The sequence below is a fragment of the Wolbachia endosymbiont (group A) of Sicus ferrugineus genome, from assembly GCF_947251515.1.
Classification (GTDB): Bacteria; Pseudomonadota; Alphaproteobacteria; order Rickettsiales; family Anaplasmataceae; genus Wolbachia.
In genome coordinates, this window is record NZ_OX366370.1 from 304,749 (window position 1) to 319,266 (window position 14,518).

At 34.2% G+C, this 14,518-nt stretch carries 12 protein-coding genes and 3 pseudogenes; 9 read left to right on the forward strand and 6 right to left on the reverse strand.

Translation table 11 applies throughout. The features are described from left to right. Positions 1 to 107: 107 nt before the first annotated feature. Positions 108 to 278, reverse strand: coding sequence for a hypothetical protein (locus OPR24_RS01515; protein WP_265033567.1), 171 nt, complete (start codon positions 276 to 278; stop codon positions 108 to 110). Positions 279 to 625: 347 nt separating this feature from the next. Here OPR24_RS01515 and OPR24_RS01520 point away from each other — a divergent pair, with 347 nt between their 5' ends. From OPR24_RS01520 to OPR24_RS01545, 6 genes are read left to right on the forward strand one after another with little or no spacing between them, the layout of a single operon-like run. After that, on the forward strand, positions 626 to 1,351 hold the full coding sequence (locus OPR24_RS01520) for a F0F1 ATP synthase subunit A (protein ID WP_265033568.1): 726 nt from the start codon (positions 626 to 628) through the stop codon (positions 1,349 to 1,351). Between the two features lie 60 nt (positions 1,352 to 1,411). Next, positions 1,412 to 1,639, forward strand: a complete 228-nt coding sequence (locus tag OPR24_RS01525; protein WP_265033569.1) for a F0F1 ATP synthase subunit C — start codon at positions 1,412 to 1,414, stop codon at positions 1,637 to 1,639. A 3-nt stretch (positions 1,640 to 1,642) separates the two neighbouring features. After that, positions 1,643 to 2,122, forward strand: a complete 480-nt coding sequence (locus OPR24_RS01530) for a F0F1 ATP synthase subunit B family protein (protein ID WP_265033570.1) — start codon at positions 1,643 to 1,645, stop codon at positions 2,120 to 2,122. Between the two features lie 8 nt (positions 2,123 to 2,130). Then, positions 2,131 to 2,607 (forward strand): F0F1 ATP synthase subunit B family protein, encoded by a 477-nt coding sequence (locus OPR24_RS01535; protein WP_064125097.1) that lies wholly within the window; start codon positions 2,131 to 2,133, stop codon positions 2,605 to 2,607. Between the two features lie 14 nt (positions 2,608 to 2,621). Further along, the gene (locus OPR24_RS01540; RefSeq protein WP_320157130.1) at positions 2,622 to 4,229 is read left to right on the forward strand and encodes a glycosyltransferase family 2 protein; all 1,608 of its coding nucleotides are present in this window, start codon (positions 2,622 to 2,624) and stop codon (positions 4,227 to 4,229) included. After that, positions 4,178 to 5,209 (forward strand): COX15/CtaA family protein, encoded by a 1,032-nt coding sequence (locus OPR24_RS01545; RefSeq protein ID WP_265033572.1) that lies wholly within the window; start codon positions 4,178 to 4,180, stop codon positions 5,207 to 5,209. The genes OPR24_RS01540 and OPR24_RS01545 overlap by 52 nt, the downstream gene beginning before the upstream one ends. Here OPR24_RS01545 and OPR24_RS01550 read toward each other — a convergent pair. Both OPR24_RS01550 and OPR24_RS01555 read right to left on the reverse strand, forming a co-directional pair. Next, positions 5,192 to 7,270 (reverse strand): acetyl-CoA carboxylase biotin carboxylase subunit, encoded by a 2,079-nt coding sequence (locus tag OPR24_RS01550; protein WP_265033573.1) that lies wholly within the window; start codon positions 7,268 to 7,270, stop codon positions 5,192 to 5,194. The two genes, OPR24_RS01545 and OPR24_RS01550, sit on opposite strands and share 18 nt — an antisense overlap. Positions 7,271 to 7,331: 61 nt before the next feature. Next, on the reverse strand, positions 7,332 to 8,093 hold the full coding sequence (locus OPR24_RS01555) for a hypothetical protein (protein ID WP_265033574.1): 762 nt from the start codon (positions 8,091 to 8,093) through the stop codon (positions 7,332 to 7,334). A gap of 69 nt (positions 8,094 to 8,162) precedes the next feature. Here OPR24_RS01555 and OPR24_RS01560 point away from each other — a divergent pair. The 3 genes and pseudogenes from OPR24_RS01560 to OPR24_RS01570 all read left to right on the forward strand — a co-directional run bounded on the left by OPR24_RS01560 (position 8,163) and on the right by OPR24_RS01570 (position 11,699). Next, positions 8,163 to 9,174 (forward strand): annotated as a pseudogene (locus OPR24_RS01560) (IS630 family transposase). A 174-nt stretch (positions 9,175 to 9,348) separates the two neighbouring features. Then, positions 9,349 to 10,188, forward strand: coding sequence for a polysaccharide deacetylase family protein (locus OPR24_RS01565; RefSeq protein ID WP_320157123.1), 840 nt, complete (start codon positions 9,349 to 9,351; stop codon positions 10,186 to 10,188). Then, the gene (locus tag OPR24_RS01570) at positions 10,143 to 11,699 is read left to right on the forward strand and encodes a penicillin-binding transpeptidase domain-containing protein (protein ID WP_320157124.1); all 1,557 of its coding nucleotides are present in this window, start codon (positions 10,143 to 10,145) and stop codon (positions 11,697 to 11,699) included. Before OPR24_RS01565 ends, OPR24_RS01570 begins: the two co-directional genes overlap by 46 nt. A 728-nt stretch (positions 11,700 to 12,427) precedes the next feature. Here OPR24_RS01570 and OPR24_RS01575 read toward each other — a convergent pair. From OPR24_RS01575 to OPR24_RS01585, 3 genes and pseudogenes are all read right to left on the reverse strand, one after another. Further along, positions 12,428 to 12,773 (reverse strand): annotated as a pseudogene (locus tag OPR24_RS01575) (transposase); the annotation flags it as partial. A 15-nt stretch (positions 12,774 to 12,788) separates the two neighbouring features. After that, positions 12,789 to 14,120: an IS4 family transposase gene (locus tag OPR24_RS01580; RefSeq protein WP_406833281.1), complete on the reverse strand. Its 1,332-nt coding sequence runs from the start codon at positions 14,118 to 14,120 to the stop codon at positions 12,789 to 12,791. An 82-nt stretch (positions 14,121 to 14,202) separates the two neighbouring features. After that, positions 14,203 to 14,516, reverse strand: a pseudogene (locus tag OPR24_RS01585) (transposase); the annotation flags it as partial. Between the last annotated feature and the right edge of the window lie 2 nt (positions 14,517 to 14,518).

Sequence of the window (14,518 nt, forward strand, 5' to 3'; positions counted from 1 at the left end):
TTTAAAGAAATAAAAGAGTTATTGTAATATAAAATGTAGTGCTTTTAAAGCTTGTTGTAGTGGAATACTTCTACATCATAAACAATGATGTAGAAGCTTTTGTAACTTTATATCTTCTTGTAAAGAGAATCGATCTTCTCTATATCACCTTCTAAGTTTACTTCCATGAAATACTGAAGATTAACCTTATGGTCATCATGGTGAAAATGACAAACATAGCCGCCAACGGTTAGTGGTTCTAACGTGTTATGATTTTCATCTAATACTTGACCTATCATTCCATAACCACCGGTATTCTCATCAAAATAACCGTCAGTGAATCTAATATATCCACTACCAAATTCTTGCTCTAAGTTTAAAGGATGATTAGTGTTAATAAAATCTATTTCGTTTATAATAATACCTCACTAAAAATTAAATTATAATTAAAATAAGATGTTAAGTCAAGATATTGAATGATTTAATAAGATTAGTAAGTTTTAAAATACAGAGCTGACTGTAATTAACACTCTAATTACATATTTTGTTAATGTATCAATGTTATAATGATACAGGGTTTTATCTTAATTCTTGACTTTGTCCTATAAAATTCATACTTTATTTACTGTTTATAGTTCAGATTAAAATGGCATTAAATCCACTGGAACAGTTTAAAGTATATACAATAATAGAGTTACCTAGGTTATTTGGGTATGACGTAAGCTTTACCAATTCATCTCTTTTCATGATGATTTCGGTGATATTGGTGATACTCTTTTTGCTTTTTGGAATAAAGAAGGGGTCAGTAATACCAGGATATTTGCAAGCTGCAGTTGAATATGTATATGATTTTGTTGTTTCAATAATAGAAAATAACACTGGAAGCAAAGGCTTGCAGCACATTCCATTGATATTCACAGTATTTATTTTCATTTTATCATGTAATTTGGTTGGTGTTCTTCCTTATAGTTTCACGGTCACAAGTCATGTGATAGTCACCTTCGCTTTATCGATGGTAGTTTTTACTTATATAACGATTGTTGGGTTTAAGGAAAGGGGAGTAGAATTTTTATGTATATTGTTGCCAAAAGGCACTCCATTATGGCTTGCACCCATGATGATTTTTATTGAGTTATTTGCTTACCTGGCAAGGCCTATAAGCTTATCAATAAGGCTTGCTGCAAACATGATTGCAGGTCATACAATTATCAAAGTAATAGCAGGGTTTATCGTAAACATGAACGTGGTTCTAACCCCTATACCATTTTTATTTATAATCGCATTAATAGGGTTTGAAGTGTTTGTTGCAATTCTGCAAGCTTATATATTCACCTCTTTAACATGTGTATATTTATCAGATACAGTAAAATAATTGACTTACCTGCAGAATATTTTATAATTAATACTATAAAGAAATAGTTAAAGGTAATATATGGATTTAGAAGCTTTAAAATTTGTAGCGATTGGTTTTTCTATATTTGGAATGCTCGGAGCAGCTTTGGGTGTGGCAAATATATTTTCTACTGTGTTAAATGGGCTTGCAAGAAACCCTGAATCAGAAGATAAAATGAAAAAATATGTCTATACAGGAGCAGCTTTAGTTGAAGCAATGGGATTATTTGCGTTTCTACTTGCGCTATTGTTAATATTTGTTGCTTAACATATGCCACAGCTTGATGTTTCAACCTTCTTTTCTCAAGTTTTTTGGTTTTTAATTTTTTTCTCTTCACTTTTTTTTATAGTAAGTTGTTTGTTTTTACCAAAGTTAGATGAAATAATAAGCACTAGAAGTAAAGAAGTATTGGGTTCTTTTAATAGTTCTGTTCATCTTTTAAGACTTACGGAAGATCAGATTGCCAAGTATAATGCCGCTTTAAACCAAGCTAGAATACAGGCAAAAAAAATCATAGATGATGCACTTGCTCAGGTAGAAGAAATGAGAGCGAATGTTAAGAATATATTAGAAGAGGAAGACAAAAAAAAGAGCAAGCTTATTGAAGAAAAAGTGGCAGAATTTAAATCTGAATATGCTGATCAGTTAAAACAAATGGCTACTAGTATTGCTTTAATTTATTATACTAAATTGACCAATTCTGAAATTGAAGAGGAGTTTGTTGCTGACTTGGTGTCCAAAGAATTTTAGGGGTTTTTATGTCTACATCACTGATTATCGGTCTTGCCTTCTTGGTAAGTTTTGTCCTTTCGTATAAATTGCTAAAGAAAGTGATAAAAAATGCGCTTAACAATAAGCGTAACAAAAGCAAATTTTCAAGTGAAGAAACTGAAAAATTCAGGAAAGATATGTTGGAGTATTACAAAAAATCTTCTGAAAAATACAAAGAATTAGATGCAGAAGTTAATAAAATGATGAATGAAGCACTTGATAAAGCTAATAGTATCATTAAGCACAATAGACAGCAGCTAGATCAGACATTAGATGACAATGCCCATTCTAACTTGAAGAAAGTCACTGACCAAGTTGAAAAAGCTCTTGGAGATTTACAGGCTAACACAGCGAATATAGCTGCTGATGCTGTAAAAAAAATAATGCATGAACGTAAAGATGATAAGCGTAGTAGCGAGGTCATATCTTCATTTTCACGTGACTTAAATAAAAAATTGCATTAGGTTTAATGCAACAATTGCCTATACTTCAAGCTGATAATGTAGAAAAAATTAAGTTTGATTCTAGTTTGTGCAAAGAGCCAGAGAAACTTTTTTACTATAAATTTAATATAATTCCTTGGCAAAAATTAAATGATACTACTTTTTTTATGGTTGAAGACACAAGCCGAGATATCAACCGTTGGGTCGAAGCTCATTACGGTACTGACTATGTATTAATAAAAGTGGATAGCGAACAGATTTTAAATCTTCTTAACTCTCACTTTGGTATTTCAGAATTTGCAAGCAACTACTTATATTACAAGAATGCTAATTTTTCAGCTAAAAGCATTAAACTAAGCCCAATATTTTTTGCTTCTTTCTTTATTGTAACTTCAATTTTAACACTAACAGAGAAATATACATATTTTGCTTTGATGTTGATATTTATAATCGGATGTTCTAGTTATTTATTCAAGTTTATAGCTACAATTTTTAACTTATGTGAAACCTCCAACCAAAAAGTGGATTATAGTAAGCTGAATGAAGAAGATTTTCCTATATATACTATTTTATTGCCTGCTTTTAAAGAAAGTGCAGTGATAGAGCAATTGATCGAAAGCATTGAAAGTTTGGATTATCCAAAATCGAAATTAGATGTGAAGCTTCAGGTAGAAAGTGATGACCAGGAAACGCTAGCAGCTATAGAAAAGTACACTTTACCACAGTATTTTGAAGTAATAAAAGTGCCTCATTCTTTGCCTAGAACAAAAGCCAAGTCATGCAATTATGCTATGAGCTTTGCTAGAGGAAAGTATGCAGTAATATATGATGCGGACGATAAACCAGACCCATTGCAGTTAAAAAAAGCACTGATTGAATTTAATAAGGACGACTATAAGCTTGCCTGTGTACAGGCGAAATTAAATTACTATAATTGTGATTATAATTTTCTCACAAAATCCTTTTCTCTGGAGTATATGAACTGGTTTCAATACTTATTGCCTGGATTCCAAAAAATGAACATGCCAATGCCTTTGGGTGGTAGCAGTAATCATTTTTCAGTAAAAATTCTAAAAAAATTGTTTTTCTGGGATGCTTATAGTGTTACCGAAGATGCTGACCTTGGTTTGAGATTTGCGCAAATGGGATATAAAACCAGGATGATTGACTCAGAAACATTGGAAGAGTCACCAATTGCTGTATTTGCTTGGATTAAGCAAAGAGCGCGCTGGATCAAAGGCTATATGCAAACTTATATTGTTCATTTAAAAAATATAAAGTCTCTTTATAAACACACTGGATTTAAGGGAATTTTGCTATTGAATCTTTTTGTTGGCTCTGCAGCTTTTATATTTTTTACTACTCCATTTTTACTGCTTTCATTGATATTAACTAAAGTTTTAAATGAATTATTTTTGTACTACTTTGTAGTGGTATACGTTACTAACCTGATTCTTTTGGTAATAGCTTTCAAACAGCAAAAGATGCCTTTTTATTTTTATATAGTATCGATATTTTTTCCGGTCTATAGTCTGCTACATAGTGTTGCAGCTTTTCTTGCCTTGTGGGAATTTATTCTTTACCCTGAGCGATGGAACAAAACTCAGCATGGTTTATGGAACAAAAGCAATCAAAACCTGTAGCTATTTGGCTTTTTCTCTGCTGTATTATGGTAATTCTCATGGTGGGGATTGGTGGATTTACCAGACTTTCAAAAGCAGGATTGTCAATCACGGAGTGGAAACCCATCACTGGAACATTGCCACCACTGAGTGGACAAGATTGGCTACAAGAAAAATTAAAATATGAAACTACACCTGAGTATAAAGCATTCAACTATGGTATGAGTATGGAGGAATTTCAGGCTACATACTTAATAGAATATGTACACAGATTGGTTGCAAGACTAACAGGTTTAGTTTTTGTCCTGCCATTTATATATTTTACATTAAGAAGAAAAATATCTAAAAAGGTAGTAATAAGGCTATTTGTGGCATTATTATTTGGAGCTTTACAAGCTTTTGCTGGTTGGTATATGGTTAAAAGTGGTTTAGTAACTGAACCTCATGTTAGCCACTATAGGCTTGCACTTCACTTATTATTAGCATTAATTGTCTTTGCATTATTGTCATATCAATTTTTTGATTACCAAATCAGGCCAAAGCAAACTAAACTTAAGATTAGTAGTGACACTATATACTACACAGGGATGATTTTGGCCCTAATTGTAATACAAATAATTTTCGGTGCGTTTGTTGCGGGATTAAATGCTGGTTTGATTTACAATACCTTTCCACTAATGGACGGACAAATCGTTCCAGAAGATTTATTTTTCTTACACCCTATATGGCTGAATATCTTTGAGAACAGAGCGACAGTGCAATTTATACATCGAGCACTGGCATTGCTAATACTAGCTTTGGTAGTAATACTCACAGTAAAAAATGCTAGCGTAAAACCGGTATATATTATGCTGCTCTCCGTTATCATTCAGATCATTTTGGGTGTAATTACTCTATTATTGCACATACCAATAGCCATTGCCATAGCTCATCAAGTGTTTTCATTTATCTTGTTTGGGTCAAGTTTATACTTCTTGTGTTATTTAAGAAAGCAGAGCTAATACTACATCACCAATCTGCACATTTTTTCCTTCTTGAACGAGAATATTTTTTATCACCATTGCTGCTTCAGCACATATGATATTTTCCATTTTCATTGCCTCCACCACAAATAAAGGTTGTCCTATTTCCACCTGATCTCCTATATTTACGTGCAACTTAACTAATAAGCCAGATATTGGGGATTTTACAGCATCTGCTGAAATCCCTTCTGTTTCATTATTTAGCATTAACCTACTTAATTCAGCTACATGAGGCTTAAATATACAACACTCAGCTTTCATGCCTGCATGTCTTATGAAGTATTTGCTGCCTTGTTTTTCTACTTTAAATGTTATATCAGCATCATCATTAATTGTAATATATAGTAACTTATGACTTGATTTCCACTTGCCTACTACAGAGTATGTATTGTGGTTATATACTGTTGTTAATATATTATCTTGATATCTTGCACTTACGGAGTACTCATTGTCATTTATATTCACTATGAATAAATCTCTTGCACGGTCACCTGCCATCCGAGTAGCTGATACTGGTGCCTCTTCTTTTTTACTAGATTCCAGTGTCACGCACTGGAATGACACCTGGGGTGTTTCATTCACTGCTTTATGATGGTACCTTTCTTCATTTTCCAAATGAACATATAACGCAGTGAAAATAAATATTTTAATATACTCCTCTGTAACAAAATCGCCGTGAAACCCACTAGGGTAATGGTCTGGAATGAATCTCGTATGGAGCTTTGCTGCAATAAAATTTGGGTGATGGAAGATGGATTCTAGAAATTCTATATTATTTGTTACTCCTTCTATATAGCATTCAGACAATGCTTTTTGCATTCTACTGATCGCTTCTACTCTATCTTTTCCATATGTTATAACTTTTGCAATCATTGAGTCATAGAACGTGCTAATTTCTGAACCTGCAGCAACTCCATCATCTATTCTTACATAATCATTTTCATCCGGTTTATCGTAATATTTTATTCTTCCGCTGGAAGGGAAAAATTTCTTCGATGGGTCTTCAGCGCAAATTCTACTTTCTATTGCAGAACCAGTAAGTTTAATATCATCCTGATTGAATCTCAATTTCTCTCCACAGGAAGTTCTAATCATTTCTTCTACTATGTCTATTCCAGTTATAAATTCTGTTACTGGATGCTCAACTTGCAATCTCGTATTTACCTCAAGAAAATAGAAGTTTTGGTCTTTATCTACAACAAACTCAACAGTGCCTGCTGAAAAATAGCCAACTTGCTTTGCCAGAGAAACACATTGGACATACATTTTTTGTCTTACTTCTTCACTAATGAATGGACTTGGCGTTTCTTCCATTATTTTCTGGTTATTCCTTTGTATCGAGCATTCTCTTTCTCCAAGACACACTATATTGCCATATTTATCTGCTATGATTTGTATTTCAATATGTCTTGGTAGTTCTATATATTTCTCTATAAAGATACTGCCATCCTTAAAACTTTTCTCTGCTTCATTTGTTGCTGATGTGAACGCTAGTTCAATTTCTTTTTTGGAATTTACAATTCGCATTCCTTTGCCACCACCGCCTGATGCAGCTTTGAGCATAACGGGAAAACCGACCTCTTCAGCAACTTGAGCTGCGTGGGCAGCATCGCTGATCTTACCCATATATCCGGGCACTACATTCACTCCAGCTTTTCTTGCCTCTTCTTTTGCTGTTATTTTGTTGGCTGTAACTTCTATTGTTTCTGCACTGGGACCGATGAAGTCTATATTATGTTTTTGAAGAGCACGTGGAAAATCTGGATTTTCTGCTAAAAAACCGTAGCCAGGATGAACTGCCTCAGCACCTGTTTCAACTGCTACCTCGCATATTTTTTCAATATTTAAATAACTAAGGCAAGATGGCGAAGGGCCGATATATCTTGACTCATCTGCTTGTCTTACATGCACAGAATTTACATCTGCATCCGAATATACGCATACACAAGATATACCCATCCTATGAGCAGTCCTGATAATTCTGCGGGCAATTTCCCCTCTGTTTGCTATTAAAATCTTACTGTACTTCTTTTCCGTCATCGTATGAGTATACTTTCTTAAGTTGAGAAAGTAAATTATTGCCTGCAAGTAATTTCTAGCTTCATTGAGCAAAACCCATTTTCTTGTTGCTGAACAGGCTATCAGTACTAACGACCTCCATTGGAGTGCTTACGTCATGCAAGTCATATATCTTACTATATACTTTGCCTGCCAGATATCCAAATCCACCAGAAGCTATTGTCGCTACCGAAGCAAGTGCAAGAGATTGAGAAACCATATACAGAAAGTATAAAGAAAGACACAAAGCAGCAATACACGCTATAGCTCCTACTATATATAAGCACAGGCGGAACTTCTGATTACATATAAGACTGTCTTTTATGCCTGCGATTTCTCTAACTTTTTTCCTAATTTCCTTACTAACCCAATCAAGAGGAGTCCTTTTAGATTTATCTAGCGCACATCTATTGCACAATGCCTCTTTAATATAACTTTTGCAATTTTCTAATTTTTCCGAATCACACCCTGGATTAGTTTTTTCAGACTCCAAATGCTTAAATATTCCTTTTGCTACCTCCGGTAATATCCCCATCTTCGCTGCTATATGAAATGGGTTTTCATGATCTTCATTGTACTCTAACAAATAAACATCTTTTTCAACACTGTTCTTGAAAATAGACAGAAATTTTTCAATATCTCTTATTCTCGCAGCTAGATGTAGAAGATTATCTGCATTCACTATTGGTTTTGTTTTGTCAGATGGACCAGCGTAACGCCAACTGACATCAGCTTCACTAGCTGGGAGAAGTTTTTTTATCTCATCTGTAGATCCGATCATAACATACCTAATACCAATTCCCACTATACAAAGAACGGATAGACAATAATGGAAAAAAAGCCATACTAAAGTAAGTGAAGTAGCGAGGTATAAATGGCATTAAGATCAAAATTATTGGATGAAAAAGTAGTAGAATCAGCAAAAGAAATGCTGAAGAAAGTAAGGAACAATGCATATGTTTCAAAAAAACTAAATGCTGTAATTGCGGCAAAAAAGCATAGTATAACGGCTGTAGCAAAAATATATTGAATTTCAAGAAGCGCACTAACTTCGTGGATAAAACTCTTGAAATTTGGCAGAGAAGAAAAACTGTTTGCTCCTCCATCACGCCGTAGAAAAACTAAATTAAATCAGGCTCAACTACAGCAAATTGAAGCATGTATAGAAGAAAATCCTAATATTACCATTAAAGAAATGAGAATAAGAATCCAGGAAAAGTTCGGATTAAATATCAGCAAATCTACAGTACACCGCCATATGCAAAAGATGAAATTTTCATATATTACACCAAGACCAGTACACAACGTACAAGATAAAAGTAAACAAGAGGAATTCAAAAAAAAATCTCAATGAAGTTATTGGCAAGTATCCAGAAAAAGAGCTATTTTTCTTTGATGAATCAAGGTTTGGCACACATTCAAAGGTTGGACATGGGTGGTTTAAAAAGGGGATTAGAACACAGGTTAAAACAAAATTAGTTAGGCAAAATTTCTATCTCTATAGTGCGGTTAATCCTAGAAATGGAGAGAGTTCTAGCTTATTTGCACCAAATGTCAACACTGATTGCATGAACATATTTCTTGAGCAGATGTCGCAATATCTAGAAACACGAGAGGCTTTTCTCGTTATGGACTGTGCTAGTTGGCATAGGTCAAAAAATTTAAAGGTAGCTAAAAATATCGACATTATATACCTACCTACATATTCACCTGAGCTAAATCTTGTTGAGAGGCTTTGGTTATATATAAAACAGAACATTTTGCGCAATAAAATATACGATACAATTGCTCTGCTTTAGGGTGCTTTGTGCAAATTTATTACTTCTCTTGCCAGCTCCACAATTAAACAACTCTGCAATTTCTCCTATTTGACTGACCAACAATGAGAATTGGTATAATTCCCTGAAGCGCAACAGTATTTATATTTGCAATCATAATATATTATATAAAATTATTAATATATTATATTAAAGAAGTGATGAAGTAAAGGCTACAGCAATTAAAGATGGCTTAACTTAGCAAAAAAGTGCATAGTATCTTATCACTTTGCTGATTATAAAATGTTCATAAGGATAATAACTTTTCTTTTGCTATACTCAAGCGCGGTTTTCTGTGGTGATTGTAATTTTAATTTACCATACTGTGGGCTCAGTTGTAATCTGGATCTATCATATAGAAATTTAAGTAATATAAAAAAATTGTTGAATAACGACGATAAGTTTGTTGCGCTTACGTTTGATGATGGGCCTTCCAACAATAGAGTAAACGATATTATTAATGTTCTGGAAAGCTATGAAGCAAAAGCAACGTTTTTTGTGCTTGGTGAACGTATAAATAAAAAAACATATGAGATAGTAAAGAAAATCCATGAAGCAGGTCATGAGTTAGGCAATCACTCTTGGTCGCATAGGAAGTTGACATCACTTTCAAGTGAGGAACAATTGCAAGAATTGGAAAAGACAAATACAGCAATTAAAAATGCAATAAAACAAGATGTAAAATGGTTTCGCCCGCCATATGGATGTCATGACGATAATCTGATTGAAAATACTAATAAATTGGATATGTATTCGATATTATGGACAGTTGATTCGCTAGATTGGCAAGGTGATAAACCAGAAGCTTTAGTTGAAAGAGTTTTAAGTAATGTACATAATGGGGCAGTTATACTACTTCATGATCACAATAACAGATCAAACACAATTGAAGCTTTACCTCATATTATTAAAATACTAAAAAAATCGGGTTACAAGTTTGTTACCTTAAGTGAGTGGGAGGAAAGGGTTTGTAATACGGTAAAAGCCAGAAGTGTAACAATAAAAGAGGGGGAAAAAGTGCGTTTTGAAGGAATGTTATGTGGACAAAAAACAAAGTCTTTAACCGCAGAGCATTTATATTAGGTGGTATTCAGCTTACCATTTCCGCCATTTTTAGTTATAGGTTATATAATTTACAAATACGAAACAGACAAAAATACGAAACGCTGTCTAATAACAATAGGGTACGAATCACCGCTATTATGCCTCAGCGGGGCAAAATTTTAGATAGGAATAGCACTGAACTTGCGGTAAACAAAATTTCGTATGTTGTTCTGTTTGATGGGCAAAAAACTTCTGCTGAGGAGGTCGATTTGCAAACATTATTAGAAGTCGAGTCTAAAATAGCAAGATCGTCAGGAACAAAAGTAACTGCTCTTTATAAACGTTATTACCCGTTTGGTTCAATATGTTCTCATGTAATTGGATATACAAAAAGACAGCAAGGTATAAGCGAAGTAGGAATCAGCGGTATTGAATATACATATGATCATATATTGAAAGGCAAGCCAGGAAAATCTGAGCAGGAAATAAATTCTAAAAAACGCGTCATAAAAGAATTATCAAGCATACCACAACAAGATGGACAAGATGTACAGCTAACAATTGATATTAATCTGCAAGAGAAAATCGCAGAGGTATTTAAAGATCACCAGGGCTCCGCAGTGGTAATTGATGTAAATAATGGAGAAATTTTAGCATTATATAATTCACCTTCTTACGATAATAATCTTTTTGCTAGCAGACTATCAAATGAGACTTGGGAAAGCTTGAATACTCCTTCATTACCACTTGTGAATCGTGCATTGTCGTATCAAATTCCACCTGGTTCAATATTTAAAGTAATAGTTGCGCTTGCGGGGTTAAAAGACGGGATAATAACACCAGAAGAGAAATTCTCGTGTAAGGGCTATATGAAAATAGGTGAGCGGAAATTTCGTTGCCTGAAAAGCAAAGTCCATGGGTATGTATCTTTAAATGAGGCAATGGCATTATCATGCAACACTTACTTTTATAACATAGGAAAAAAAATAAGTGTAGACTCTCTGGTGGAAATGGCCAGAAAATTTGGTATTGGCGGTGGGTCGCTGATTGGAACGTTTAAGGAAGAAGCTCCGGGATTGTTGCCCGATAGAGATTGGCGCGCACGAAAACTATATTCGCAGTGGTATTTAGGTGACACTATCAACTTAGTTATAGGACAAGGGTATTTGCTTACAACACCACTGCAGCTTGCAGTTCTTGCAGCGAGGATTGCAACAGGAAAAGAGGTAATTCCCCACATTGAAATGAGTAATACAGTGCAAAATTTCCCTGACATTGATGTAGATTATGAGCATTTTAGCATAATTCGAAAAGCTATGTTTGACGTGGTGAATTCTAACTATAGAAAAGGGCTAAGCGGCATACAAATTGCCGGCAAAACCGGTACACCAGAGATAAACTCTAAGGGTGAAAGTCATAAGTTATTTATCGCTTATGGTCCTTACCATAACCCGCGCTACGCAATCTCTGTGTTTATAGAACACGGCAAAGCCCCGCGCCAAGATGTCGCTATAGCTAATGAAACATTTCAATATATGCTTAAAAGATGATCCCTATGAGTATTAGACTTCTTGCATAACCATATAACGAACTTTTCTTGGGATAGAAACGAAAAAACTTGCTTGACAAACTCCGCCAGCCCTCTTATCATGAAACTGAAGCTATTTATTTATCTTCGCAATCTGTGAAGGTTAATGACAAAAAACTTTGGGTATTTGACGTCTCATGTTTAATTTTTCGCACTACGTGCATCGCATGTCTTTAAAAATTTTTAGGTTTTTTCCTATATAAGCCGAAACGCGCTTACAAAGCGTTTAAGACAGCAAAAAACGTCAAATTGACAAGGGAGAATTTGAATGCTAGCTACTACGGGGTTTCTTTACCTTTTTTCCTGCTTGGTAAATTTCTTAAACACTTGCGGTGTAGGTTAGTTGCAATTTAAAAGCAGCTAAATCGCTCTTAATCAAGCGTTTTAGAATAAAAAAAACGCCGATATTTTAGTACATAGTGAATAGCCAACCACCAACGGGGTTTCTTTTGCCTCTTTTTTCACTTGGTAAATTTCTTAAATATTTATGGCTAAAGTAATTTAGGCCTACCGACAACCGTCATCCCGCTACTTGTTAGCGGGATCTATGCTAAGAGATACCGCGGCGGTATGACGTAGAGTCAGCGTTAGCCATAACACAACACTTTTATACTCACCAACTCAGTATCCAATCTAGATTCCAGTGGGCTTTGTTGCATAGCATCTTGTATTGGATAGATCAGGAAAAACTTATGTAGCCATTTCAAACTTAGGCACGCCTATTTCGATAAATTTATTCAGCAAATAACACTTGAGTAGCAGTTCCTTCTCACGATTAATTTCAGATTTGTTCCGAAAATTAAACCCGAATGTTTGTTTCAGTCGCGAGAAAAAACTTTCTACATAAGATCTTTTTCCGTAGTTTGTTTGCCTTTTCCACCTCTTCATTCCATCTTCGCTGTATGACTTTATTAGTCTAATTGCAGCATTTCTCTCTCCCATACTTTGGATGCTCTGCTGCATCGTTTTTTGGAGGAATTTTTGTCTTTATGCCGCATTCATAACACAATTTATAGAGTTTATGTCTGTCATATGCTCCATACGCGTCAAGTTAAGAAGCAAGGGTAAGAAAATTCAATGAACTTAAGGTGGATACTCTAGTTTTTCTATATCTGTCTTTCACAGAAAATTGTGACCAGTCTGTGGTAAGTTTTTTCAGGAAAATTCTCAAATTATTAATTTTACTGCTTAACGCTAAAAACAACTTCCTAATCCTTCTTTTTAATTCAATGAATGCCTTTGTTAAACTCAGCTCTGTATTATCTTTCAGTTTTATACAACCAACTATTCCATGAAATATAAGAATTGCACACAATTTAGCGTATAGTTCACATAATACTCTGTATGGTTTTCCTTTAAGTTCGTCAAGCCTGATGTGACTCTTATACAATTTAAATAATAATTCAATCTGCCATCTTACCCTGTAAACTGTTAATACTTGTTCAGCGCTGATTTTACTCTCTGGAACGTTAGTTATGAATATCGACCAATCCAGCAATTTTTGATTCTTTTGAGAAGATGTATATCCATGTGATTTTGCTAACTTATTAGCCCTTCTTCTTCTAATTATAGACTGTTCTTCAGTTAATTTTTGACATATAATTCTCACTTTAATTTTTACTTCTTTTCCTAATAGCACTTCCATCTCTAGAAGGGATTGACCTTCTAAACATTCCAACAACTCTATTTTTTGATTTGTTTCTATATCATATATATTGGTATCAGACTTATAACGACTAACAAAATATGCACCTGCTTCATCAATCTGTTTAAAAGAACTAGGCACAAAGTAGCCCAAATCAAATATTAGCAAATCATTGGCTGATAAACCGTTCAGATAATCCCTATAACCTTGATCCGACCTTATTCCTTCCATTAAATTTAACTTATCTAGCGCTTGGTTCAGGTAATCAAAGACTAACTGCAGCTTTATTCCTGATTTGGTATTACTCTCACAATCTCTATAGCTACTGCCATATCCTTTGTACATATCTTCCATGCTACTGGGCAGGCTAATATAGCTACTATCCAATAGCTTAATGCTTCTAAATTGCTTCAAAATTCTGCAATCAACCTGTAAGCTGTGTTTAAATAAAACTAAAGATTCATTATACATTCTTTTCATAAATTCCACTGCTTCTTCAGTAAATCTAAAATCCAAACCCTGTTTTGTAATTTCTATCGAGTCTTCATTTAGCAATTGGCACATTGTTTCTATGCTGCAATCACCAACTCCTATGTTACCAAAAACCATAGCTTTTATGAATGATGAGCCATTAAGTTTTCTCTTTCTTTTTATAAAACCTACTGCAATTGATATTTCGTCTGCTTTTTCATTAAAGAATTCATTGAGGTCTTTTGATAAGCAAGCTATTCTGTCCATTGTAAGTTCTCTCATTCACATATCCAAGAGAACTTATACCTTATTATTTTCCTTCACTCTATCAATTTTACTTACACTTTTCCTTAACTTGACGCGTATGGTCATATGCTCTGTCTGCATATAGTGCTTTTATGGCATGCTGAAAATTAACTTCTTTAAGCAAATCGCAAGCTCCATAGTGATCAGACCGTTACTGTATTTTGCAGCTATGGCTTTTTTGCTGTTTATATTCAACATTACGTGTAGTTTCTTTACTTGTTCATAGCTGCGATACTTTCTATTTTCGCTATTTTCCTTGCTGTGGCCAGGAGTGTTGTTATAAATGCTGATGCTTGTGCTATCTATGGCAATTTCGATATCTTCCATATTATTTTTATCAACTCTGCAATCATTGATCT

What these genes read in the sequence shown, in the direction of transcription:
- OPR24_RS01525 (WP_265033569.1), top strand. Translation starts at nt 1,412, where the DNA reads ATGGATTTAGAAGCTTTAAAATTTGTAGCGATTGGTTTTTCTATATTT.
- OPR24_RS01570 (WP_320157124.1), top strand. Translation starts at nt 10,143, where the DNA reads ATGTGGACAAAAAACAAAGTCTTTAACCGCAGAGCATTTATATTAGGT.
- OPR24_RS01545 (WP_265033572.1), top strand. Translation starts at nt 4,178, where the DNA reads ATGGAACAAAACTCAGCATGGTTTATGGAACAAAAGCAATCAAAACCT.
- OPR24_RS01550 (WP_265033573.1), bottom strand. Translation starts at nt 7,270, where the DNA reads ATGACGGAAAAGAAGTACAGTAAGATTTTAATAGCAAACAGAGGGGAA.
- OPR24_RS01535 (WP_064125097.1), top strand. Translation starts at nt 2,131, where the DNA reads ATGTCTACATCACTGATTATCGGTCTTGCCTTCTTGGTAAGTTTTGTC.
- OPR24_RS01530 (WP_265033570.1), top strand. Translation starts at nt 1,643, where the DNA reads ATGCCACAGCTTGATGTTTCAACCTTCTTTTCTCAAGTTTTTTGGTTT.
- OPR24_RS01580 (WP_406833281.1), bottom strand. Translation starts at nt 14,120, where the DNA reads ATGGACAGAATAGCTTGCTTATCAAAAGACCTCAATGAATTCTTTAAT.
- OPR24_RS01515 (WP_265033567.1), bottom strand. Translation starts at nt 278, where the DNA reads ATGATAGGTCAAGTATTAGATGAAAATCATAACACGTTAGAACCACTA.
- OPR24_RS01520 (WP_265033568.1), top strand. Translation starts at nt 626, where the DNA reads ATGGCATTAAATCCACTGGAACAGTTTAAAGTATATACAATAATAGAG.
- OPR24_RS01565 (WP_320157123.1), top strand. Translation starts at nt 9,349, where the DNA reads ATGTTCATAAGGATAATAACTTTTCTTTTGCTATACTCAAGCGCGGTT.